This is a genomic window from Thermococcus paralvinellae (assembly GCF_000517445.1).
Taxonomy (GTDB): domain Archaea; phylum Methanobacteriota_B; class Thermococci; order Thermococcales; family Thermococcaceae; genus Thermococcus_B; species Thermococcus_B paralvinellae.
This window is the reverse complement of record NZ_CP006965.1, coordinates 1,760,721-1,782,609: the sequence shown is the minus strand read 5'-3', so window position 1 is coordinate 1,782,609 and position 21,889 is coordinate 1,760,721. Positions and strand designations below refer to the sequence as shown.

22 protein-coding genes are annotated in these 21,889 nt (G+C 38.8%); 9 read left to right on the top strand and 13 right to left on the bottom strand.

The window, feature by feature from the left end; genetic code table 11:
* The first annotated feature begins 18 nt into the window (after positions 1-18).
* On the top strand, positions 19-516 hold the full coding sequence (locus tag TES1_RS09735) for a DUF2118 family protein (RefSeq protein WP_042682330.1): 498 nt from the start codon (positions 19-21) through the stop codon (positions 514-516).
* On the opposite strand, the gene TES1_RS09730 is transcribed toward TES1_RS09735, so the two are convergent.
* Positions 513-809 (bottom strand): hypothetical protein, encoded by a 297-nt coding sequence (locus tag TES1_RS09730; RefSeq protein ID WP_042682329.1) that lies wholly within the window; start codon positions 807-809, stop codon positions 513-515. The genes TES1_RS09735 and TES1_RS09730 overlap by 4 nt on opposite strands.
* A gap of 129 nt (positions 810-938) precedes the next feature.
* On the opposite strand from TES1_RS09730, the gene TES1_RS09725 reads away from it, so the two are divergent.
* A complete protein-coding gene (locus TES1_RS09725) occupies positions 939-1,415 on the top strand; it encodes an FKBP-type peptidyl-prolyl cis-trans isomerase (protein ID WP_042682327.1) in 477 nt (158 codons plus the stop codon).
* A gap of 47 nt (positions 1,416-1,462) precedes the next feature.
* Here the strand turns inward: TES1_RS09725 and TES1_RS09720 are convergent, their stop codons facing one another.
* From TES1_RS09720 to TES1_RS09700, 5 genes are read right to left on the bottom strand one after another with little or no spacing between them, the layout of a single operon-like run.
* A complete protein-coding gene (locus tag TES1_RS09720) occupies positions 1,463-2,380 on the bottom strand; it encodes a type II secretion system F family protein (RefSeq protein WP_042682325.1) in 918 nt (305 codons plus the stop codon).
* A gap of 7 nt (positions 2,381-2,387) precedes the next feature.
* Positions 2,388-3,449: a type II secretion system F family protein gene (locus TES1_RS09715; RefSeq protein ID WP_227738487.1), complete on the bottom strand. Its 1,062-nt coding sequence runs from the start codon at positions 3,447-3,449 to the stop codon at positions 2,388-2,390.
* Between the two features lie 17 nt (positions 3,450-3,466).
* Positions 3,467-6,844 (bottom strand): ATPase, T2SS/T4P/T4SS family, encoded by a 3,378-nt coding sequence (locus tag TES1_RS09710; RefSeq protein ID WP_042682320.1) that lies wholly within the window; start codon positions 6,842-6,844, stop codon positions 3,467-3,469.
* Positions 6,786-7,649, bottom strand: coding sequence for a hypothetical protein (locus TES1_RS09705; protein WP_042682318.1), 864 nt, complete (start codon positions 7,647-7,649; stop codon positions 6,786-6,788). The genes TES1_RS09710 and TES1_RS09705 overlap by 59 nt, the downstream gene beginning before the upstream one ends.
* A gap of 6 nt (positions 7,650-7,655) precedes the next feature.
* Complete coding sequence (locus TES1_RS09700) at positions 7,656-9,077, bottom strand: DUF515 domain-containing protein (RefSeq protein ID WP_042682317.1); 1,422 nt, start codon at positions 9,075-9,077, stop codon at positions 7,656-7,658.
* 105 nt (positions 9,078-9,182) lie between these two features.
* On the opposite strand from TES1_RS09700, the gene TES1_RS09695 reads away from it, so the two are divergent.
* Genes TES1_RS09695 through TES1_RS09680 form a run of 4 tightly spaced genes read left to right on the top strand, consistent with a single transcriptional unit; the run spans position 9,183 to position 12,078 of the window.
* Complete coding sequence (locus TES1_RS09695) at positions 9,183-9,518, top strand: TIGR04076 family protein (protein ID WP_042682315.1); 336 nt, start codon at positions 9,183-9,185, stop codon at positions 9,516-9,518.
* Positions 9,472-10,542: a GTPase gene (locus tag TES1_RS09690; protein ID WP_042682313.1), complete on the top strand. Its 1,071-nt coding sequence runs from the start codon at positions 9,472-9,474 to the stop codon at positions 10,540-10,542. Before TES1_RS09695 ends, TES1_RS09690 begins: the two co-directional genes overlap by 47 nt.
* 5 nt (positions 10,543-10,547) lie before the next feature.
* A complete protein-coding gene (gene trm14, locus TES1_RS09685) occupies positions 10,548-11,645 on the top strand; it encodes a tRNA (guanine(6)-N2)-methyltransferase (RefSeq protein ID WP_042682311.1) in 1,098 nt (365 codons plus the stop codon).
* 40 nt (positions 11,646-11,685) lie between these two features.
* Positions 11,686-12,078, top strand: a complete 393-nt coding sequence (locus TES1_RS09680) for a hypothetical protein (protein WP_042682310.1) — start codon at positions 11,686-11,688, stop codon at positions 12,076-12,078.
* Here the strand turns inward: TES1_RS09680 and TES1_RS09675 are convergent.
* From TES1_RS09675 to TES1_RS09655, 5 genes are all read right to left on the bottom strand, one after another.
* Positions 12,064-12,741, bottom strand: a complete 678-nt coding sequence (locus TES1_RS09675) for a fumarylacetoacetate hydrolase family protein (protein ID WP_042682308.1) — start codon at positions 12,739-12,741, stop codon at positions 12,064-12,066. The two genes, TES1_RS09680 and TES1_RS09675, sit on opposite strands and share 15 nt — an antisense overlap.
* 75 nt (positions 12,742-12,816) lie before the next feature.
* Complete coding sequence (locus TES1_RS09670; RefSeq protein ID WP_042682306.1) at positions 12,817-13,974, bottom strand: ATP-binding protein; 1,158 nt, start codon at positions 13,972-13,974, stop codon at positions 12,817-12,819.
* Between the two features lie 127 nt (positions 13,975-14,101).
* Positions 14,102-15,259 (bottom strand): tryptophan--tRNA ligase, encoded by a 1,158-nt coding sequence (locus TES1_RS09665; RefSeq protein WP_173391316.1) that lies wholly within the window; start codon positions 15,257-15,259, stop codon positions 14,102-14,104.
* A 148-nt stretch (positions 15,260-15,407) separates the two neighbouring features.
* Complete coding sequence (locus TES1_RS09660; protein ID WP_042682303.1) at positions 15,408-16,799, bottom strand: acetate--CoA ligase family protein; 1,392 nt, start codon at positions 16,797-16,799, stop codon at positions 15,408-15,410.
* 63 nt (positions 16,800-16,862) lie between these two features.
* Positions 16,863-18,182, bottom strand: a complete 1,320-nt coding sequence (locus TES1_RS09655; protein WP_051408218.1) for an SLC13 family permease — start codon at positions 18,180-18,182, stop codon at positions 16,863-16,865.
* A 154-nt stretch (positions 18,183-18,336) separates the two neighbouring features.
* On the opposite strand from TES1_RS09655, the gene TES1_RS09650 reads away from it, so the two are divergent.
* From TES1_RS09650 to TES1_RS09640, 3 genes are read left to right on the top strand one after another with little or no spacing between them, the layout of a single operon-like run.
* A complete protein-coding gene (locus TES1_RS09650) occupies positions 18,337-18,915 on the top strand; it encodes a winged helix-turn-helix domain-containing protein (RefSeq protein ID WP_042682299.1) in 579 nt (192 codons plus the stop codon).
* Positions 18,916-18,941: 26 nt separating this feature from the next.
* The gene (locus TES1_RS09645; RefSeq protein ID WP_013468156.1) at positions 18,942-19,247 is read left to right on the top strand and encodes a DUF211 domain-containing protein; all 306 of its coding nucleotides are present in this window, start codon (positions 18,942-18,944) and stop codon (positions 19,245-19,247) included.
* A gap of 8 nt (positions 19,248-19,255) precedes the next feature.
* On the top strand, positions 19,256-19,813 hold the full coding sequence (locus tag TES1_RS09640; RefSeq protein WP_042682297.1) for an ArsR/SmtB family transcription factor: 558 nt from the start codon (positions 19,256-19,258) through the stop codon (positions 19,811-19,813).
* A gap of 12 nt (positions 19,814-19,825) precedes the next feature.
* On the opposite strand, the gene TES1_RS09635 is transcribed toward TES1_RS09640, so the two are convergent.
* A complete protein-coding gene (locus TES1_RS09635) occupies positions 19,826-21,268 on the bottom strand; it encodes a bifunctional ADP-dependent NAD(P)H-hydrate dehydratase/NAD(P)H-hydrate epimerase (protein ID WP_042682295.1) in 1,443 nt (480 codons plus the stop codon).
* Between the two features lie 49 nt (positions 21,269-21,317).
* On the bottom strand, positions 21,318-21,887 hold the full coding sequence (locus TES1_RS09630; RefSeq protein ID WP_042682293.1) for a [protein ADP-ribosylglutamate] hydrolase: 570 nt from the start codon (positions 21,885-21,887) through the stop codon (positions 21,318-21,320).
* Between the last annotated feature and the right edge of the window lie 2 nt (positions 21,888-21,889).

Sequence of the window (21,889 nt, the reverse complement as noted above, 5' to 3'; positions counted from 1 at the left end):
AAGTTAGGTGAGTGATGTATGGAAAGGATACCTCAGCTATATGTGGAATCTTCGTATGAGGAGTGCTTTGATAAAGATGGGAAAGCTAAAGTTGACTGCATAATTATTCAGGATAACATTGAAGTGAGGCTCAAAAAGGGAGAGAGAATTCCAGAGTTTATAGACAGAGAAAAAGCAAAAATTTTGAGAAAAGAGGTGTATGATAGATTCCATTTCTATGTTGATAAATATGAGCACAAGATGCTCTGCGATGCTATAATTGTTTTACCTGATAGAAGAACAGAAATTAGATTATATAAGGGCGATGAACTAATGATTCTTCCTGTTGAGGGCTATGTATCAACTTTAATTGCTGGTGTTGGCAATAGAGTAAGAAAAAGCGATGCATTTGCTGCTGTAACAACAAAAAAAGGTGAGGTTCACTATCTAAAACCACCAAAAAGTGGTGTCGTAGTCTTTATAGATGAATTCACTAATAGACCACACTATCTCTACTACCTGCTTCCAGAGGACTAATCCTTTTCCATTCCTTCCACTATTGCCCTTACATTTTCTTTAATCCTCATTTTTAGAGTATCAAGCTTGTCCAAACCTCGAATTGTTCTGGTATTGTTTGTACTGGTTATTATTAGTGACCAAAGATAAATCCCATACTTTTTCTCCTCACTTTGAAACATGGCTGGAAACTTAGTGTCATGAGCAGTGGCTTCCAGAATCTCTATATCCCTACTTCCGAGCTTAGTGGTGTAGATATCCTTAACGTCAAGCTCTTTAAACTCTCTTTTAAGCATTTCCGCAAAGTATCCCATAATGTAGCCTCCAAATATTAGTTGTCAGCATTGTATATATACTTTTTCCCAAAGTTGTATAATATTGACCAAAAACGTTATAAAGGTACGGCTACTATGGGGATTATCAAGGTAAGTTTGGTGAAGAAAATGAAAATTGAAAAAGGGGATTTTGTGGTTTTTAACTACATTGGAAAATTTGAGGATGGAGAAGTTTTTGGTACAAGTTATGAGGATATTGCCAAAGAAGCCGGTATTTACGTTGAAGATCGCAAATACGGACCTATAGGCGCTAATATTGGAGTTGGCGAACTAATTCCTGGACTGGATGAGGCATTAATTGGCATGAGGGTAGGAGAAAAGAAAATCATAACTATTCCCCCAGAGCTTGGGTATGGAATGCCCAAAGAGGACCTCATTATCAATGTTCCTCGTTCAGATTTTGAAAACGCTGGAATAGAGCCAGTTAAAGATATGTATGTCATGACAGACAGTGGAATAGCAAAAATTACAAAAGTTGGAGAAGAGGAGGTCACTTTAGATTTCAATCACCCATTGGCGGGAAAAACGTTGATATTCGAAGTGGAAATAGTTGACATACAAAAGGCAGAAAAACAAGGGACTTGAATATTTTATAATCTTTTTCAGTTTAAATCTCCACTTTTCGGGGCCATTTAAATTAGCTTTAATCTAGATGCGAGACTAAATATAATACCCGCCATTATGGCTAAAAGTACACTATATTTAACTCCACTGGAGTAGTTGCCTTCTCTTATAACACCAATCCCTATTCCCGAAATTATGGCCTGAATTATGACGAAAAGCATTAGAACTGTTTTCAGCTCATCTACAGGTAATTCTATTCCAGTTTGTGGACCACTTAACCCAGCAGCAAGCTGAGAAACCATCCCAATTATTAAGGGACCCACAAAACCACTAGATGCTATGAAAAACATTGCTTGCATTCCTGTTGATGCTTTTCTTTCTCTTTTTATTCTAAGTATCTCCCTTACATCATTAGCCACCGAGACTAATACATCCGCCATAGGTGCTCCTCTTTCCATTGATTCAATTATAATCATCATTGAACGATAAATAATTGGAGATCTCTTATTTCTAAGAGCAAATGCCCTTAATGCCTCAATGGTTGATTTCCCTTTTCTCATCTCTTCAACTGTTCTCCTGAACTCTTCAGTCAATGCCCCAAATTTTGTCTCTGTAATATCTTCTAATGCTTCTGGAAAAGAGACTCCAGCTCTAAGAATGCTAGCTAGATAGAAGAATGCATCAGGCAACATTTGCTCCATTTCGGCTACCCTTTTTGAAATTTTCCAGTTTGGATATATTATAAGGAGGAAAGTCAACACTGCTACAACTCCAATAAGAGTATAGAGAGGATTTTTAGTGAGAATGTACATGGCAATTAACACACCAAAAGAAGACAAAATTGAAATCGTTAGATATTCAGAGGCCAAAAACTTTATTCCTGCAGAGTAAAGCAAAAACTCGTATTTCTTTAAAATTTTTTCAGGGATTATTCTCGAAACTAAATTAACAATGACTCTCCATCGACGTGGTGGGTATCTTCTCATTGAATACTCACCTCGGCTCCCTACGTTTTATCATAACAATCATTAAAAATGCTAACATGGGAAAGCCAAAAAGTAACAATGCAGCTAAACCCGAAATTGGCAACACAAGTCTCTTTGCCATTATAGACGCTGCTAGAATTGCTACAATTAACATCGTTGGCATAACGATTGTAATAAACATATATATAAAGGCCACTCCGGCAACTTTCTGAACATAATCAACTAGCTTCATTCTATATTCAAAAGAAAAATCTTCGGCCATTTTGTAAAGAATTTCAGCCAGATTACCACCAAATTTTATTGCTCTCAAAATTTGCTTTATAACCCTACTAACATTTTCTGAATTCATTCTTTTTTCAAAGTTTGTTAGTGCCTCCTCAAATGACGAACCTGTTTGCATTTCTCTTACAACGATTGCAAACTCTTCAGAGGCAACACCATAATCAGCGCGAGCAACCGAAACCAAGACCTCTGCTATACCTACTCCAGCACTTAACAGTGCAGCCATGTGTCTTAATACATAAGGAAGTGCCTTTTCAACTTCAGCTACCCTATTTCTCCAGACAATCCTAGGATAATGACGCATGTACACAAAGGTGAGAATAAAGCCCAATGTACCAAACATAAAAGCTATAGAAATTGGCATCATGATGAGTGTCGCAAAAACAAAGGAAAAAATTCCTGCCAAGAAGGATAATATCAACATTAATGCCACATATCTTTCCTTAAAAATTCTCATATTTGCCCTATATAGATCTTGATCAAGGCCTTTGAGCGATTTTGTTAGGATTTCAACTGGACCTCTGAAATATTTTAAAACGGCATCCGTCAGTCTCCTAGATAAAGGACTTTGGATTTCTTCCAGTCTTATCTCTAGTATTTCTTCAAGGGGTATTTCTTCCTCTTCTTTTTCTCCTTTTTCAATCTCTCTTTTTAGTTGCCTCAAGAGAGCTATCTGCTCTTGAAGGGTTCTACCCTTGGGAACCCTTCTAATAGGCTTTTCACTAACTTCTATAGTTTTTGCTCCAATTTTTTCGAGAATATGAATTAATTTAGCCTTGATGTCCAATGCTACCACCATAACCGCTATATGAACTCCTTAACTTTGTTCGCAAGTTCCATAGACGAGGCTTCTCGTTCAATTGTTTTCAGCACTTCATCAGGATCAATGTAAAAATGCCGTATGTATTGCCCAACCTCTGGTAGTGACCTGATTCCTTTTTCTAACAACCATTGCAATACCAGCTTTCTTTTTTCCTTTTCAAACTCTAATTCTTTTAAAGTAAGACCAGAGAACTGAGAAAGTGTGTTCATGAACCTACTAGGTACTCCTGTTGAGACAAGCATGTCCTTTGCTGGATCATATTTATATAGTGTATTAAGCTGAACACTGTCCCCTTCAATTCCAGAAACTTCAGCAATTTCAGTTATCCTTCTTAAAGTCCCTCTTTTTCTGCTGTGATATCTTACTTGCATTATGATAATATCCAATGCAGGTATCATAATCCTCGGGACATTCATTGGGGGACTTTCAAGTCTAACAATTGTTTCTCTCGCTGAATTTGAGTGGATAGTACCCATACAATTAGATACCAAAATACCATTTGCAACATAGTTATGATCTTCCTCAACCGTAAGATCATAGAGGTACTCTATGCCGAGTTCCTTTGGATCAACTTCTTCGACACTAACAACTTCATCCCAGTAAACATCTCCATCAGCAAGGAGCTCTAGTTTCTTTGCAAATACCCATGCTTCTGAGTCGTTAATATCCTGAGCAACCCTCTGAAAAGCTAGTGCTATTCCTTTAAGAGCTGAGCGTCTGATTTCAGATGCTCTGTTATGTTCAATATGCCTGATTAAGCTTTCCGAAACTTTCTCTCCTGCATAAGTTGAAGCCAGTTTAGAGAGCTCTGTCACAGTTAAGTTCAATTTTTCCCTCAGCGGCTTTATCATCTTGCCGGAAATTGGTATGCGATAAACATGATTTCCGCGATAGCTTTTCTTGTTCTCTATAATCTTCCGAAGCTCTTCTTTACGCTTGGCATTTTGAAGAGGAATTAGCTCATAGAACTTTTTCAAGTCTTCAATACCTCTTACTATGACTCTAAAGATATAGCCTTCTTTGAAGCCTCTATTCTTTTGTTTTGATACCGTACTTATAATACCAAGCCTCTGGAGGGCATACCATATCTTTCTTGCACCACTTTCGCTTTTTGTTATTAGCATTATTGAAGGACCTTTGCTATCAACATAGGCATCAGCATCAAAGAGACCAGCTATAAAATGCTTTATAAAATCCTCACTGTGTAACACAGCATCAGGTACATCCCAGCTATCTGATTTTTTGCCCTTTGGAATTGAGAATATCCTTGATAACATCTCAGCAAATATTTTGGAACCAAAGGTTACGACTTTGCTCGTTCCATTGTCCTTTATAACTGGTTCTGAATTTGGAAGATATTCCTTTACGGCATTTATGAACGCACTCATATATCTTTCATCATCAAATGTTGCAGATATATAATATCCATTTGAGGATATGTATCCATCTCCAAGAATAACACCAGCGATATATGAAAGCTTGTCATCAAGCTCTCTAACAATTCTTACAGGTGCTGAATTTATTGACATCAGATATTCAGCATCCTCTGGAGGTAATCCATTGTTTTTCACTTTCTTGTATCTCTTTCCTAGAATTCGAATATCTCCCTTTTCATTCGGAACAAGATAGTAGCTACTTATCCCTGAATATAGCTCTAGAGGGACTTTATAATTCCTATTTGGCACCTCTGGAGGTCTCATCATTACTGCAACTCTATCTCCAACTTTGAGCCTTCCTGCCTCTTTTCTAACGACATCACCATCAGAGAATACAAAGAATGGATGAGTTTTTGTAAGGATGACTTCATTGCCTGTCCTTGTTGTAATTTTCACAAGCTTCTCTCCTTCTCTTACTTTCCTTCTCCATATCTTTGAGACCGTATGAGTGCCAGACTTTAAATCAGGTCCAACGCTAACAACATTAAAGCGATCCTCTTCCTCCAACTCAATGTACTCCAAATCTTTGTATGTTTTTATTCTCTCCTTGTATTTCTCAAATAATTTGTTACAAAGCGTGCCAATTAATTCAAATCTCCCATCAGAAAGCTGTATTATTGAGAAATCATATAACGCTCCATTATGTCCTGTGTTCATCGCGGTAAACATTGTCCTCGCTTCGGGTCCTCTGACCTCACCAACAATAATTCTATCCGGTCTCATACGCAAGGTATTCTTAACTAAATCATCCATTGTAATTTCTCCCTTTCCTTCAATATTTGGGGGTCTCGTTTCTAGTCTAACCCAATGTTCAATGGGTAACTGCAATTCTGCTGTATCCTCTATACTAATAACCCTTTCATTAGGTGGAATAAACATTGCAAGAGAGTTCAGTGTGGTTGTTTTACCTGAACCAGTTCCACCAGCTACAAGAATGTTTGCGGGCTTAACTCCTAATCCATCAACAAAAATCCACAGTAATGCAGCAATATCCAAGCTAAATGTGCCATATCGAATTAAATCGATAATAGTTAATTTATCCTTTTTGAACTTTCTAATTGTTAAGGTAGGGCCATCTAAGCTTATAGGTGGGATTGTAGCATTTACTCTGCTCCCATCTGATAAACGAGCATCCAAAAGTGGACTTTGCTGATCAATCCTTCTGCCAACTTCTCTCGCAATCCTTTCTATGATATTTAGAAGTTCCCTTTCATTATCAAAAACAATATTAGTTTTACACATATTAAACTTCCTATGCCACACATATACTGGCTTTCTAACCCCAATGACCATAATTTCTTCTAAATTATCATCTCTCACCAAAGGATCTATTCTTCCATAACCAATCATGTCTTGAACAATTAATTGGGCAAATAATTCAATTTTTCCTTCAGAGAATGTTGGTGCCATTTCTTTAGCTAGCTGTTTTACTGCTTTGAAAAATATCCTTCTTCTTTCCTCAATATCAGGAATACTCTCAGGATTTATTCGAATTTGTACGACTGCCCTATCCTTAATCATATTAAGCAGCTTCTTTTCTTCGTTACTAAGCTCAGGCAATTTGAGCTCATAAACAGGTACTGGTTCCCATTTAACCTTTATTATCCTAACATTCCCGTACTCTGCTAAGACTTCCATTTCACTTTCAGGAGCCAAGAAAGGTAATTTCCTTTGTTGAGATAGGGTCCCCCCCAAAATTTGTTGAAGTGCAGGTGAAGCCTCAGAAGTAGATTTTAACAGTGTGTTCGATGTGGGTTCTTCGGGACTTTCTTCATGGAGAAATGATAAAATATTCTTCTCACTCTCCCCAACTTCTTCGCCAGATTCCTCTTCTTTAAGAAGGTCTTCTAATGGGGTCGCTCCCTCATTCAATATCTCGTTTATCCAAAATAAACCAGATTTTTTCTTTTTCTTTTCCTCCACTGGAGTTCACCTTCTCCATATTCTCCCATTTTACTTGGTAACTTATTTCAATACTACCCTCTCCAAGCCATACAATCCATATTGGAAAATCAAGTTTATGTTCCTCGTTATTAATAATTTGGTTCTTCTTTAGGGTTTTTCCAGTAATCAATCTATCAGAGAGGGAGAATAATACAGAATTTTTCTTAGTAATGTTTAAAACTCTTGTAGACTCGTTGTTATAAGTTTTAAGCGGGAGATACGATTTCAAAAATTCAAAATAATCCCTAAACCACATGGTATATTTTGGAACAAAATCATAATGTGTTGCTCCCATAAAAATCACAGGCATGCCTACTGCAAAAACATATCTTCCATCATAAGGTGAATTTTTAACCCTCATTTTGACATTTCCATGGTATTCCACAATCATAATGTCTCCCATAATAACATCATTAATTTTGAATAATTTTGGCAATACAACGAGTTTCGGATATACTATTCCTTGGAAGATGTTGGTATTTTTGGATGTGTAGTTTGCCGGGATTAATATTGTATCATTTATCACAACATTAACTTTTAAACTCTCATATGGGTTTATCCAGAAGCCAGGCAAAGAATTTAATTTTCCTATTTCGTTATAAGGCTCTCTATATACAGTGTAGTTATATTGGGGATTTACAACTACAAATTTTGGAAATGGAGTGGGATTTACCAAAGTAACATTTAAGTCTATTAGTAAATCACCGGTAGGACTTCCCTTTACCATTGGAGAAATCAACCCAATTAGTAATAATAAAGGCAACAGACCCAGAAGTTTTTTCATACTCTGTCACCCTGTTTCAATTTTTACGATATATATTGCGTCTTTATACTCCAATATCTTTGGAACAAAATCTGAGGGAACTTCAAAGATAACAAGTACTTCAGTACTTGGATCAACTACGAGCATTCTTGTATCTTTCTCTAAATCAAGAACTTTCCATCCATACTTGGAAAGTTGCTCTTTGACTTCTTCAGGTGCATTAATTTTTCCAGCGGCTATCGCTTTTAAAACTTCAGCGAGGTTAACATTGTAATTGTAATATGCATTTGAGGTCTCACTACTTGATTGGGTTGTGGAATATTGATCAGTACTCGATTGAGAATTTGAAAGAGATTCTTCTCCAACATTATATGATGTTGATTGGGAAGTAGTATAACTAGTTGAGGAAGAAGACGAAATTGAACTTCCTTCTCCCTGAGATTCACTTAGTGATATTTGGCCAACTGACGTTGGAAGTAATATCAAATCTAAATAACCCTCATCAGCAATTTCAAAGTACTTTCCAGTTGTTTGGTTTCTGGCATAAATTTTTATTTTATCTCCTGAGGATAAAAACGCTCCTACAACGTTTTCTCGCTTTACTACTAATGCCATTTTAACTAACTCAACTTTTTCAACAGTATATTTCATTAATTCACGATAATCAGTAATTTTTCCTAAAACTTGCTTAGCTTCAAGTTTTGTATAGATATGAGCCTCACCATTCTTCCTAAGAATAACCCGCTGTGTTGGAATTGAATCAATCAAGTAAAAGTAATACCTTCTCCAAAGAGTGGTTAAATAGGGGGTTGGATCAACAGAAAGAACTTCCTCCTGAGTTTTAGCCTCATTAACTCTCTGTTTAAGCTCATTTAGAGTGTTAATAGCTTCAGTCCTAATATCTTCAGGAAGTGGTTGAGATAATAGCTGATCAAATGCTTGGGTAATCACCACGATTTGCTGGCTTTTTAATTTATTCAATTCCTCAAGTGCTTTCTTTTGTTCTTCTAATTCTTTTTGTTTTTGTATTTCAGCTAATCTTTTCTCATATGCTGCTTTTACATTAATATTATTAAGCTCTTCAATGCTCTTTGCAGATTCTATTCGTTTAATCAACTCAATTTTTACAGAATCATTTGCAAGTTCACCTTTAAAATACGCGTTAACTTCTGCTATTTTTGCTTGTTTTGCTGCTTCAAGTTTTTTTAATTGTTGTCTTTGGATAAAAGTGTAGACACCAAAAGAAGCAATCAATATAATCACAATTACAACGAATGCTCCAATTAATACCCTCTTCTTTCTTTCCTTTTCTCTTAATGTTCCAATCTTGGAAATTTTTCTTTGAGGTTCAGCAGGTAAAATAGGTTTTGTAGGTTTTGTCTCTCGCTGAATTGGAGCCCTACCTAACTCTCTAAGTTTTCTGATCTTTTCTTCAATGTCCTCAGCCACAATGAGCACCACCATAAAGTTATTCCATTAAATTCCCACACTACCCTCTCAGTATATTCGAAGTAATTTTTAATTTCAAATCTTATTTACATTTCGGTGGTGGATATGGAGAAACTGGTCATAAGAGCTATAAAAATTAAAGGAAAGTGCCCAGTGTTTAAAGTTGGGGACAAAATAGTTATTGAAGGGCCACAAGTGAAGTTAGAAGAAACAGATGCAATATGCACTCATGCATTTGCTTCACTGATCCCTTATATAGTAGCACTTAGAAAAGGAGTTAAGCCGAGTGAGATTGGTCTAGGAAAAGGAGATAAAGCATATGTGCAATGCCTTGATCCCGGACCGCCTTACACAGATGGGGGGACTGTGATATTTGAGATAACGGTGGTGCGAGATGAAGCAGAAAAAGGCATGGAGAGTAGTGAGAGAAGTAATAGATGAGGCTGATATTGTAGTTGAAGTAGTAGATGCAAGAGATCCAATTGGAACGAGAAATTTAAAGGTTGAGAGGCTAGTTAAGGAAAGCGGGAAAAAACTACTCATAGTCATGAACAAGGCAGATTTAGTTCCTAAAGAGTGGGCTGAGGAGTATAAGAGAAAAAGCGATGTTCCGATGGTTTTTATCAGTGCAAGAAAGAGAAAGGGGACAGGAATACTAAGGAAAGAGATCAAAAAGATAGCAAAAGGGCTGTTTGATGAAGGAAAAGAAAAAGTTAAAGTTGCATTGGTTGGCTATCCAAATGTCGGAAAGAGCACGATAATTAATGTTCTCAAAGGTAAACACGCTGTTGGTGTTGCCCCAATTCCAGGATACACAAAAGGGAAACAGCTCATAAGGCTCAGTAAGAAAATTTGGCTGATTGATTCCCCAGGTGTTGTGCCGATAGATGATTTTGATGAGCTTGTCATTAGAGGAGGCTTTCCAGCGGACAAAATAGAGGATCCAGTAAAGCCAGCGTTAAAGCTCATTAAACACATTCTTGAGACTAGAAAAGAAGCTTTGACTGAGAAATATGACATCCAAGAGTTTGAAAGTGAGGAGCAGATTTTAGAGGCAATTGGCAGAAAGAAAGGTTTACTTAGAAAGGGAGGAGAAGTTGACATTGAGGAAGCAGCAAGGTATTTCCTCAGAGAATGGCAGACTGGAAAGTTTACTCTTTTTGGGAGGGAAGAAAAGAGAGAAGAAGAATTCCAGTGGGCATACAGTGATATCCTTGAGGAAATTGAGCGAGAACTTTTGCTAGATCCAAGGAGAATACTCTGGAAGTTTAGAGAGAAGATTGAACCAAGCAATGTGAAGAGGGTTGGGATTAAGGAAATTGAAGGCTTTACTGTGGGTATAGCAACAGGGTTTAAGAAGTGCGATGGTGGAATTAAGCTTTTGGAAAAGCTAACTGGAAAGAAAGTCATAGCGAGTGAATGCTTTGGAAAGAAGTGGAAGGGAGTTATAGTAATTTTGGAGTGATTAAGATGAGGCTCTTATTGACTACTTCACAAGGAATTGAAGATTTAGCCAAAAAAGAAGTTGAAAGATTATTTGAGAGCAAAGAAATCAAAGTTAGTGTCGAGGAAAAGCCCTTTGGAGTTGAAGGTCGCTTAATTGCAGAAGTTGAGGAGAGTTTTTACACCGATGAGAAAGGCAAAAAGAGAGAATTCAACCCAGCAACTTTCCTCAACGAGAATTCCCGACTTTTGCATCGTGTAATAGTTGAGATAGCATCGTTAAAATTTAAAGGAATTGAAAGCCAAGAACCAGAAAAAGCACTCAAAGAGATTTACAATTTCGTGTATTCTCTTCCAATTGAAAACTATGTGAAAATAACAGAAAGCTTTGCTGTGAGACCTTTCAGAAAAGGCGAGCATGAGTTTACAAGCGTTGATATTGCAAAAACAGTTGGGAGTGCAATTTATGACAGACTCAGCAGATATGGAAAGCCTAAAGTGAATTTAGATCATCCAAGCGTGATTTTTAGGGCTGAACTCATTGATGATACATTTTTCTTAGGAATTGACACAACTGGAGATTCTTCTTTGCACAAGAGGTCTTGGCGTGTCTATGACCATCCAGCTCATCTGAAAGCTTCAATAGCAAATGCAATGATTGAGCTTGCTGAGTTAGATGGTGGCTCCGTTATTGACCCAATGTGTGGAAGCGGGACTATATTAATTGAGCTGGCTTTGAAGGGCTATGAAGGGAGAATAATAGGAATTGAGAAGTACAAAAAGCACTTAAGAGGAGCCAGAATGAATGCTTTAGCGGCTGGGGTTTTGGGTAAGATTGAGTTCATTCAAGGAGATGCCACAAAGCTGACTCAATACGTTGACAGCGTTGATTTTGCCATAAGCAATTTACCCTACGGTCTAAAAATAGGTAAGAAAAGCCTAATCCCGAAGCTTTACATGGACTTCTTCTCTCAGCTGTCAAAAGTTTTAGAGAAGAGAGGAGTTTTTCTAACAACAGAAAAAAGAGCGATTGAAGAGGCATTTGCAGAGAATGGATTTAGAATCCTACATCACCGATTAGTGGGACATGGTGGATTGAGAGTTCATCTCTACATTATACAATAAAACTTTTAAACCGATTTTCTTTACTCTTTTCGGTGATAGCATGAGAAGAGGTATTGTAGCAACATTAGCAATGCTAATCATAATCGGAATTGTAGTTTATGGTGTAGTTTCCCACTACGGGAGCTATACATACCAGTGGAAAACAAACCTCAATGAATATAAGGTATATCACCTTCTTGGCAGCTCAACACTGAGCGGGTACATAAAAGCTGATGGAGAGATAAGCATTTACATTCTAACCAAAGAAAACTTTGAGAAAATGAAGCAAGAAGAGCATTTTGAGTATTACAAAGCTTGGAAACATGTGAAAACAGTTGAGTTCAACGATGTCAAGATTCCACAAGGAGACTACATTTTGGTTGTTAAAAATGAAGAAAATAAGATGAAGTGGATTTCTGTGAAGCTGAGAGAAAAGAAATCAGCACAATATTGACCTCTCCGCCAATACTTCTTCTTTTAACGTTCCTATACCCTCAATCCACGCCTCAACCGTGTCGCCATGCCTTAGGGGACCAACGCCTTCTGGAGTTCCCGTTGCAATTATGTCGCCCTTTTCAAGCGTCATTATGCTTGAGATGTACTCGATTATCTCCGGAATCTTAAAAATCATCTTGCTTGTCCTTGAGAGCTGCCTAACTTCTCCGTTAACCTTCAGTCCTATCTCAAGATCGCTCGGATCAAGCTCTTCTTTTGGGACAATTCTTGGTCCAATAGGTGCAAAGGTGTCAAAGCCTTTAGCAACTGTCCAAGGGAGACCCTTTCTCTTAGCTTCCCACTGCAGGTCTCTAGCGGTGATGTCGAGCAGAATTGTATAGCCCAGCACATAATCCATAGCTCTTTCTTTCGGGATGTTCTTCCCCCTCTTCCCTATAATAACGGCAAGCTCAACTTCGTGGTGAATTTCTTTGTTCTTCCGTGGCAAGATTATAATTTGATTAGGCCCTATCAAAGTGGAAGGAGGCTTTAAGAAAATTACTGGTTCTTTTGGAACCTCATGACCTAACTCCTTTGCGTGTTCAGCATAATTCCTCCCAAGGGATATTATCTTGCTCGGATTAACTTCATAAAAGCCATCTCTAAAAGGCAAGCGAATCATGGAACCACCGCTTCATAGTTGGAATCTGTGTTTATAACTTCTTAGGAATCTACTGCTCAAATAAAAAGTTTTTGCTCAGGAGAAAAGTTCAATCAAGAATCTCGGGATGTCTTCTTTCTCAAGCACAACGACGGTTCGTGGATACTTGCGATGGGCTTTTCCAGCCTTAACCTCAACCCTAAGTCCATCAGCAATGGCATCAATCTCATACCTATTTCTGTAATAGTAAATTTCACCAAATTTCCTGTATAGATGTTCTTGAACTATATTTTCATAAATCGCAGATTCTACAGGCTTAGTTCCACTCCATAAAGAAAACAGCCTTAGGAGAAGAGGGTCTCTGAAGAATATCTTCTTTTCTCTTTTGTACAGAACCCGGGAACCTCCTTTGAGATAAGCAAACTCAAGAACATATAAATCTCTGAGAAATTCGAGATAATCCTGCACGACTTTGTATGAGTATCCTGAGGTTTTTTCAGCCAAAGAACGAAAGCTCGTTGCAGAGGGAATAGTAAGCATTAAAGAGGAGAACACTTCTTTCATTATTTCCAAGCTCTTATCAAAGCGAACAAATTCCCCTACATATGAACCCAGAATATCATCAACTGGCATGCCATTTATGCTTCCAGGAAAGCCGCCAATTTCAAGATACTTATTAAAAAGCTCCAGCACCTCATCATAGCGAAGTCTCCACTTTTTAATTCCATAAACCTCAACAAACCCCCTAAAGGTGAGGGGCAGGACTTCAACAGTCTTCCCTTTCCCTCTCCGCCCCGGAAACAGTTCCATATCTCGCCTAACCTTCAAAGCACTTGAACCAGTCACTGTAATAACGGCATTTTCAAGCTCACCAGCGTCTATCAATGGTTTGACTGCCTTCCACCATTCTCTTAGGCTTGTGACCTCATCAAGGAATACAAAGGGTTCTTTTTCCTCTTTGAGGAATTCTTCAATGAGCTTTCTAAGTGTTATAAAGTCAGGAAAAATTTCACAGTTGAGATAAAGAATTCTCTCAGGTTCAATTTTTTTAATAAGCTCTGAAATCAAAATTTTTATCCCTGTTGTCTTCCCAACTTGTCTCGGCCCAAGGACAAAATTGAGAGAAAAAGGTTCCAAAGAAAGCTCATCAATCCAGTTCGGTCTCCATCTATACCTTTGAGCCCTCCACAGCCTGACGTGATAATCCTCTCTATCTTCCCACCATGGGTTAAACTTGGCAACTTCCTCAATCATGAGAATTGTTAGTTCTCATATATTTATAAAGGTTGCGAATTTATATTTCTCAACGATTTATAAATCTTGAGGATTTAAAATTCTCACGCTGTTATAAACTACATTAAAACATAAAACAAAAGAAAGATCACCTCCTCAGAGGCTCTGGGATTGCCTCGTTCCACTTCTCTTGAGCCAATTTTCCAGTGTATTTAAACTTCTCAATCTCATCTTTAGCTTTCTCCCTTCTCTTCTGGTGCTCTTTAAGGAACTCCCGAACTTTCTTTATAAGGTAGCGCTTGCATTCTCCACATGTCAGAGCACCGCTCTTACATGCGTGGTATCTCTCAAGCAAAGCCTTATCATCTGGTTCAAAGAATATCTCGAGCCACTTGAAAACAACGCACTTCTCAGGATTTCCACCTTTTTCTCTCTGCTCTTTCAGCGTTGGCTGACCGCCGGTTAAGGCAAACTTCCAGATCTTTTTGCCAGCTTCTTCCGGATCATCCGTTAAATAAACAGCTGTTTCAGGCTTTGATGCGCTCATCTTTCCTTCCAATCCAGTCAAAGGAGGAACGAACTTGCTGTGAAGTGCGGCAGTTTTATAGTAACCCAAGCTCTCGGCAAAGTCGCGCTGAATTCTCCAGTACGGGTCTTGATCAATTGCCGCTGGAATTAGACATCTCCTCTTTTCAAAGAACGTTGGAGCAGCTTGAATTGCTGGGTAAAAAATCATTCCAATCTTGCTCTGCTCTGTGAAGCCAAAAACAGCTTTAGCCATTGAGTATGTCACTTTTTTCGCTATTGGAATAGCCATTTCATAAATCTTCGTGAATTCGCTATCTTGGAATATGAAAGTCTTATCTGGATCAAAGCCAACTGCAATTATGTCCAAAATGTTATCATAAGCCCACTTCTTGGTGTCTTCAAAGCTTAGATTTGGCTTAAATAGGAACTTCTCATCATCTGTGATTTGGACATACAAATTAACTCCAAACTTCTCTTGGAGCCATTTAGTCGCGAAGAATGGAATGATATGTCCGATATGCATAGGCCCGCTCGGACCTCTTCCAGTGTAAAGGAAGAAACCCTTCCCCTCTTCGTAGTCTTTAAGGACTAAGTCGTAGTCTCTGTGAGAGAAGAAGAATCTCCTCCTGAAGTAAATTGGAAGTTCACTCTTTGTTAGCACGGCTGTCTTTTCCAAAAGATCGTCTGTTAGCGGTTGTGTTCCGAATTCCTTTATCAGCTTGTCATAATCCACCATTCCTTCGACATCCCATGGTGTAACCTTGAATTCAGCCATCAAAAGCACCTCCAAAAGCTTTGATAAAATAGACTAACCCAAGTAAAAGAGTTTTGATTTCATCAGTACCAAAGCCAAAAACAATCACCGAACATGGTTTAGAAAATGCAAGAGGAGAATTTAAAGTTTTCTGTTAAAAGAATAAAGAAACTCAAACCCCACTCAAATACTTTCCATATTTAACCAGAGCATAAACTGCATCTACTCCATCTTCGACAGTCTCAAACACTGGAACTCCTTTCTCCTCAATTCTGCGCGCCATTTTTTCCGGATATTCTCCACCGGGAGCGACGAAGACTATCGGCTTTCCATACTCTTGCACTTTTTCCATAACATCAACGATACCTTCATCCAATGCTGGGCTCTGGAACAGAGCAATGACGACAAGAACGTCAACATTTGGATCCTCCAAAGCATAGCGCATTGCCAGCTCATACCTCTTTGATGGAGCATCTCCAATGACGTCAATTGGGTTTTTATAGCTCATGTGATGAGGCAGCTTTCCTTCCTCTATGGCTTTTGCAAACTTCTCATTAGTCTCATCGCTGAGCTGAGCGAGCTTAAGCCCTTTCTCGAGCAATCCATCACTCATCATAACTCCAGCGCCGCCGCCGTTTGTGACTATGGCAACTCTGTCCCCTTTTGCTGGCTTCTGCATGGCCAAGGCTTTTGCATAGTTGAAGAGCTGTCTCATGCTCTTTGCACTCAAAACACCAGTCTGTTCAAATGCTGCTTCATAAATTGCATAACTTCCCGCAAGTGAGCCAGTATGAGATGCTGCTGCTTTTGCTCCGGCCTCTGTTCTTCCAGCCTTTAAAACTATTACAGGCTTAACTTTAGTTGTCTCCTTTGCGATGTTGAAGAATTTCCTGCCATCTTTGACACCTTCAAGATAGGCAGTTATGACTTTTGTCTTGGGATCATCCTTTAAATAGCTCATAAAGTCGCTCTCATCCAAGTCAGCCATGTTTCCTAAGCTGATGAATTTGCTCATTCCCACCTCATGCCTTGCAGCCCAGTCAAGAATTGCAGCTCCAAATGCCCCACTCTGGCTCATGAAAGCAATACCACCGAATTTTGGTCTTGCCTGTCTTTCTGGTGGGTTGAAGTTACAGTCAAAGCCGTTCTCAAGGTTTGTAACACCGAGACAGTTGGGACCCACTACATGGATACCCCATTTTCTTGCTCTCTTTACAAGCTCTTCTTCCAAATCAGCTCTTCCAGCTTCTTTAAAGCCAGCCGAGATAACTATTGCTCCCTTAACTCCCTTTTGCCCACACTCATCTATGACATCTGGGACGAACTTTGCTGGAACAGCTATGACAGCAACATCAACCTCATCTGGAACGTCAAGAATGCTCTTGTAAACCTTGAACTTTTTCCCATTAACTTCAATTTCTCCTCCCTTAACGTTAACAGCATAGATTTTCCCATTGAACTGCCTTGTTATTGACCTCATTATTGCATTTCCTATCTTGCCAGAAACATGTGATGCTCCTATAACCGCAACACTCTTCGGATAAAATAAAAAGTCCAAGTTCATTTTTTCACCTCCATTTTGCTTTCTTTCCTTTCAAATTTAAACTTTACTTAGGTCAAAATAAAATCAAAATGGGTAAAACATTGGAATCAAAATGAAGAGCATGGCAAATAAGATTATTTCAATGACAGCCCCAGCTTTTATGTAGTCCATAAATGTATACCCCCCAGAACCGAAGACTATAGTGTTTGGCGGCGTTGAGATTGGCGTCCAGAAGCCTATAGAAGAAGTCATGGCAATAGCCATCAGGAGAGGATAAGGACTAATGTTTCCAGCTTGGGCAATGCTGACTGCAAGAGGTGACAGTATTGCAGTCGTTGCTGTGTGAGACATGGAATTGCCCAAAATGAAAGCTATGAACATCACAGAGAGCAGAATTAAATACGGATTGTTTACATGAGAAACAACACTATTTCCAATCATTTCAGCCGCTTTTGTGGTTTCCATAGCTTTACTCAACGGTAGCATCCCAGCGAAGAGAAAAACAGTCGTCCAGCTTACAGAATTTAACGCCTCTTTAGGAGTTATTATTCCAAAAGCCACCATCAGCAAAGCACCTAACGCTGCTGCCGTCTGGTAAGGCAGAAGCTTCAGCATCATCGAAGCAATCGTTAAAATGAAGATGACAACAGCGAGCCACATCTTTTCTGTTCTTAATTCCTCAACATCTTCAAAGCTCTTTCCTTCAAATTTAGTCTCTACACTTGGGAGAAATTTTCTGCCGACTGTAACAGATAAAGCTATCCCAATAACAACCAACGGAAGACCTATCTTGCCAAATTCAAAGAAACCAAACGGTTTCATATTGAGTTCCTCAAGAATGCTGTTGACTATTCCATTTGGAGGAGTTCCAATGACAGTTAAAGTTCCTCCGAGAGAAGCAGCCCAAGCCAATGGAAGTAATAATCTTTTTGAGCTTATTCCTGCAGAGTAAGCAGAGGCAACCACAATTGGTATTAAAGCCACTGTCGTGGCGGTATTACTTAAAAAGCCAGACATTACGGCTGCAACTATCATAATCAAAAGCATTAGCTTGATTTCACTCTTTCCTGCAACTCTGACAATAATTCCACCAATTTTCTGGGCGGCACCTGTTCTAAACAGACCTTCACCAACCATAAACATGAAAAGAAAAACAATGACCCATTTATAGCCAAAGTACAAGAAAGCAGAGCTAGCATCTAGAATCCTGGTTATTGAAAGGACTACCGGAACCATTAAAGCTGTAAACGCTATGGGAATCAGCTCTGTGAAAAACAACACAAAAGCGACAACCAAAAGCAAAAGCGTCAGCATTGCTTGGCTTAAATGAAAGCTCAAGATATAAAACAAAGTAATAATCAACGCTATTATACCATCCCGAAGCTTCTCATTTTTGAGCTTCATCATATCACCTCTTGGATAATTTATCCAACTTTGTGAACCTTTACATTTATAAACCTTTTTGTCTTTTGTAAAGCTCATTGGATATAAAAACCCGAAAAAGTTATATTACAGAACGTTCAAATAAAAATTAAAACGTTAAAATTAGGTGATCGAAATGAGTAAAAAAGTCAAAGTGATTACTGATCCAAAGGTCATCAAGCTTATGCTTGAAGACACAAGGAGAAAAATACTCCAGCTTTTAAGGAACAGAGAAATGACGATTTCTCAGCTGAGTGAAATTCTTGGCAAAACGCCACAAACAGTTTACCACCACATAGAAAAGCTCAAAGAGGCGGGCTTAGTGGAGGTTAAAAGAACAGAGATGAAAGGAAATCTAGTTGAAAAATACTATGGACGAACTGCAGATGCCTTTTACATAAACCTATACCTCGGAGATGAAGAGCTGAGGTATTTAGCGAGATCAAGACTCAAAACAAAATTGGACATATTCAAAGCCCTTGGATACAAATTTGATGATGAAGAGCTTCTAAATACCATGGACAAAATTCTCGAAAAAGAACATGAGTATAAGATGAAAATTTCAAAGGAGATCGAAGAAAAGGAAGAACTTTTAAAGGATTTCTCAAATGAGGACATAATCCATGCGATTGAATGGCTCAGCATGGCTGAGCTGGGAAGAGATGAAGAAGCATTGAAGCTTTTGAAAAAGTTGGGGGAAATACTTAAAAAGTAGACTCCAAAGGGCAAAGGGGAGAGAAAATGGCAAGAGGTATCAGACTGCTTGTGCTGGATGTTCTTAAACCACATCAGCCCATGGTAACTGAACTGGCTCTAGGATTGAGCGAAATCCGTGGTGTTGAGGGAGTTAACATTACACTTGTGGAAATCGATAAAGAAACAGAGAATATAAAAATAACAATAGTTGGTGATAACTTAGACTACGATGAGATCGTCAGAACCATCGAAGAGTTTGGCGGTGTCGTGCACAGCATTGACATGGTTGCGGCTGGAAAAAGAATAATTGAGGAGAGCGAAACCCCACAAGACAAATTAGATGAATTCTAGTGATAACAATGAGAGAAGTTATTATAATAACTGAACTAGATAAAATGAAAATTCTTGCAGAGCCCACAAGGTTCAAAATACTTGAGCTACTCAGAATGCATCCCATGAGCATCACTGAACTAAGTACATTCCTAAAGAAAGATCGCTCCACAGTGTATAGGCATGTTAAAGCTCTCGAAAAGGCGGGATTTGTTGAGGAAATTGGACATGAAGGAAATGAAAAAATATATGCTAGAACAGCAAGATTGTTTCTTCTCAAAGTTGAACCTGATGAAGGCATAGAGGAATTCAGAAGGCAATATCTTAGGATAGAGGCATCTAGGCTAATGGAGATCCTTAAAAAATCTGGGATTAAGATAAATAATGAAGAACAATTCGTCAGATTAGTAGAGGAAATCTTAAAAGAAATAGAAGACAACTCTAGGCCAATTCTTCAAAAAATTTCCCAAGCAGATTTAGATTTAAAAGAAGTTGAACTTTTTCATCTGTTAAATTTGCTTGTGTTTCTTCAATCATGTGAACTCTGTGAAAAAGCAGAAAAAATGAAGAAACTGCTAGAGTTTTAAATTTTGAATATGCTAAAACTCCAAAACCCATTTAACAACATAAGGAACTTTTCTCGCAACTTCTAGGGCTGTATAGTTTTCACCTTTTTCTTCTTTTACCCAATCCCCAGCCAATCCATTGAGGAAAGCCCCAACTGAAGCTGCCCCAAGGGAAGAATTTCCAAGAGCTAACAACGCTCCAACAATACCGGCTAAAACGTCACCGGTTCCTCCAGTCGTCATTCCCTTGTTTCCCGTTTTATTATATTTCCAGACTTTTCCATCGCTGATGATGTCGTAAACCCCTTTAAGGAGAATTACCCCACCAATTTCTTTTGCTTTCTCTATGACAAGCTCAGCTTTCTCCTGCAGAGAGCCTTCTGGCTTCCCTCCAAAGAGCGTTTTGAATTCCCCAGCATGTGGTGTTAAGACGAATGTTTTACCATTGAGGACGCTTAAATCTTCAGCTATGGCTTTTAATCCGTCAGCATCTATAACTAAAGGCTTTTCACAGCGCTTTACAAATTCTCTAACAAACTCCTTGGTTTCATCCTTGAGTCCAATACCCGGGCCTATGATGACTGCATCGACTTTCTCTACCAAGGCCAAAACTTCTTCAAGATGTTCTCTTGTGAAGTTCTTTCCTTCAACGGGTCTCAAAATCATGTCTGGGTCAGTTATGCGCTTCGCTGAGTATTCTGGCATCACCAAATATACTAAATCAACGATATAACTGGCAGCTTTTGCCGCTAAGTAGGGAGCGCCAAAGTAATCCTCACTTCCCCCAATTATCAAAAGCCTTCCGTTCTGTCCTTTATGTTCTCCCTTCTTTTTCAGGGCAAACTTTGCATCTCCCGGGCCGACTAAGTGGTAAAGCTCCTTTGGATAACCAATTTTGGCAACAATTCTTTCAAAACCTTCAAACTCTTCTTTGTCCCACTGGAAAGTTACGGCAAAGTCACATTTGACTTGAACTTTTGAAGGATAGCCACTTGGCAGGTCAACACTCACAATCTTAGCTTTTCCAGAATATTCATTGATTTTTTCAATCGCTGAGCGTATAGGCTCCCTCGGCTCTCCCTTAGTTCCAGCACCGAGAAGGGCATCAACAATAACATCATAACCTTCAAGATTGAGGACCTTTATCTGGCTTGAGTCCTTAAGGATTTTAATTTTTACAAAGTCAAGCTTCTTTAGTAATTCCCAGTTGTGCCTAGCTTCCTCACTTCTGATTTTTATTTCATCACCAACCAAAAAAACAGTTACATCATTCTCAAAGCTAAGATGCCTAGCAACAACAAAGCCATCCCCACCATTGTTTCCAGTTCCACAGAATATTGCCACTTTAAGTCCTTTTCCGAAATTTTCTTCTATTGCTCTTGCCACTCCAGCCCCCGCATTTTCCATGAGCTGAAATGGTGAGATGCCAAGCCACTTAGCGTTGATATCCCAAATGTAGACATCTTCAATTTTCATAAGCATCACCATGAGAAAATTGGGAAAAGAGAGTTAAGGGCTTTTCTCTTTAATTTTCTTCCAGCACCTCCAAAGCCCTCTCATAATCCGTCCTTGAATAAAGCACCAAATAGACTTCCCTCACGTTCTCTGTTCCCCTTGAAAACTCTTCAACTGTTTCAAGGAACGTTCTCACAACTTCCTCAAAAGGACAGCCATAGATTCCAGCACTTATGGCTGGAAAAGCTATGCTTCTAACTTTTAGCTCATCAGCTTTTCTCAAAGCTCCAAGAATGGCTTTCTTGAGCTTCTCCTTCTTATCCTCATCCCATCTGCCGCCGCAGTAAGGACCAACTGTGTGGATGACATATTTAATCCCATACTGCTCCAACCTTAAAGCTGGAGTTACAACGACTTCACCATGTTCAATCCAGTCCCTTCCAATCTGCTCCATCATAGCTTCCTTGCTTATCCTTATATACTCCCGAACGTTTCCAGAAGCAGCTTTTGCTATCGCATAAGCAACTCCACCACCGTGCTCCAAATACTTGTTGGCGGCATTTACAATGGCTTCCGCTTTAAAACGGGTTATATCCCCCTGAGCAATCTTAAAAATTAAATTTCCAAAGCGGAGTTCCATAA

Coding starts and splice junctions, on each gene's coding strand:
- TES1_RS09725 (WP_042682327.1), top strand. CDS start 939: ATGAAAATTGAAAAAGGGGATTTTGTGGTTTTTAACTACATTGGAAAA.
- TES1_RS09730 (WP_042682329.1), bottom strand. CDS start 809: ATGGGATACTTTGCGGAAATGCTTAAAAGAGAGTTTAAAGAGCTTGAC.
- TES1_RS09680 (WP_042682310.1), top strand. CDS start 11,686: ATGAGAAGAGGTATTGTAGCAACATTAGCAATGCTAATCATAATCGGA.
- TES1_RS09675 (WP_042682308.1), bottom strand. CDS start 12,741: ATGATTCGCTTGCCTTTTAGAGATGGCTTTTATGAAGTTAATCCGAGC.
- TES1_RS09690 (WP_042682313.1), top strand. CDS start 9,472: ATGAAGCAGAAAAAGGCATGGAGAGTAGTGAGAGAAGTAATAGATGAG.
- TES1_RS09630 (WP_042682293.1), bottom strand. CDS start 21,887: ATGGAACTCCGCTTTGGAAATTTAATTTTTAAGATTGCTCAGGGGGAT.
- TES1_RS09705 (WP_042682318.1), bottom strand. CDS start 7,649: ATGAAAAAACTTCTGGGTCTGTTGCCTTTATTATTACTAATTGGGTTG.
- trm14 (WP_042682311.1), top strand. CDS start 10,548: ATGAGGCTCTTATTGACTACTTCACAAGGAATTGAAGATTTAGCCAAA.
- TES1_RS09655 (WP_051408218.1), bottom strand. CDS start 18,182: ATGAAGCTCAAAAATGAGAAGCTTCGGGATGGTATAATAGCGTTGATT.
- TES1_RS09695 (WP_042682315.1), top strand. CDS start 9,183: ATGGAGAAACTGGTCATAAGAGCTATAAAAATTAAAGGAAAGTGCCCA.
- TES1_RS09735 (WP_042682330.1), top strand. CDS start 19: ATGGAAAGGATACCTCAGCTATATGTGGAATCTTCGTATGAGGAGTGC.
- TES1_RS09670 (WP_042682306.1), bottom strand. CDS start 13,974: ATGATTGAGGAAGTTGCCAAGTTTAACCCATGGTGGGAAGATAGAGAG.
- TES1_RS09645 (WP_013468156.1), top strand. CDS start 18,942: ATGGCAAGAGGTATCAGACTGCTTGTGCTGGATGTTCTTAAACCACAT.
- TES1_RS09720 (WP_042682325.1), bottom strand. CDS start 2,380: ATGAGAAGATACCCACCACGTCGATGGAGAGTCATTGTTAATTTAGTT.
- TES1_RS09660 (WP_042682303.1), bottom strand. CDS start 16,799: ATGAACTTGGACTTTTTATTTTATCCGAAGAGTGTTGCGGTTATAGGA.
- TES1_RS09635 (WP_042682295.1), bottom strand. CDS start 21,268: ATGAAAATTGAAGATGTCTACATTTGGGATATCAACGCTAAGTGGCTT.
- TES1_RS09640 (WP_042682297.1), top strand. CDS start 19,256: ATGAGAGAAGTTATTATAATAACTGAACTAGATAAAATGAAAATTCTT.
- TES1_RS09650 (WP_042682299.1), top strand. CDS start 18,337: ATGAGTAAAAAAGTCAAAGTGATTACTGATCCAAAGGTCATCAAGCTT.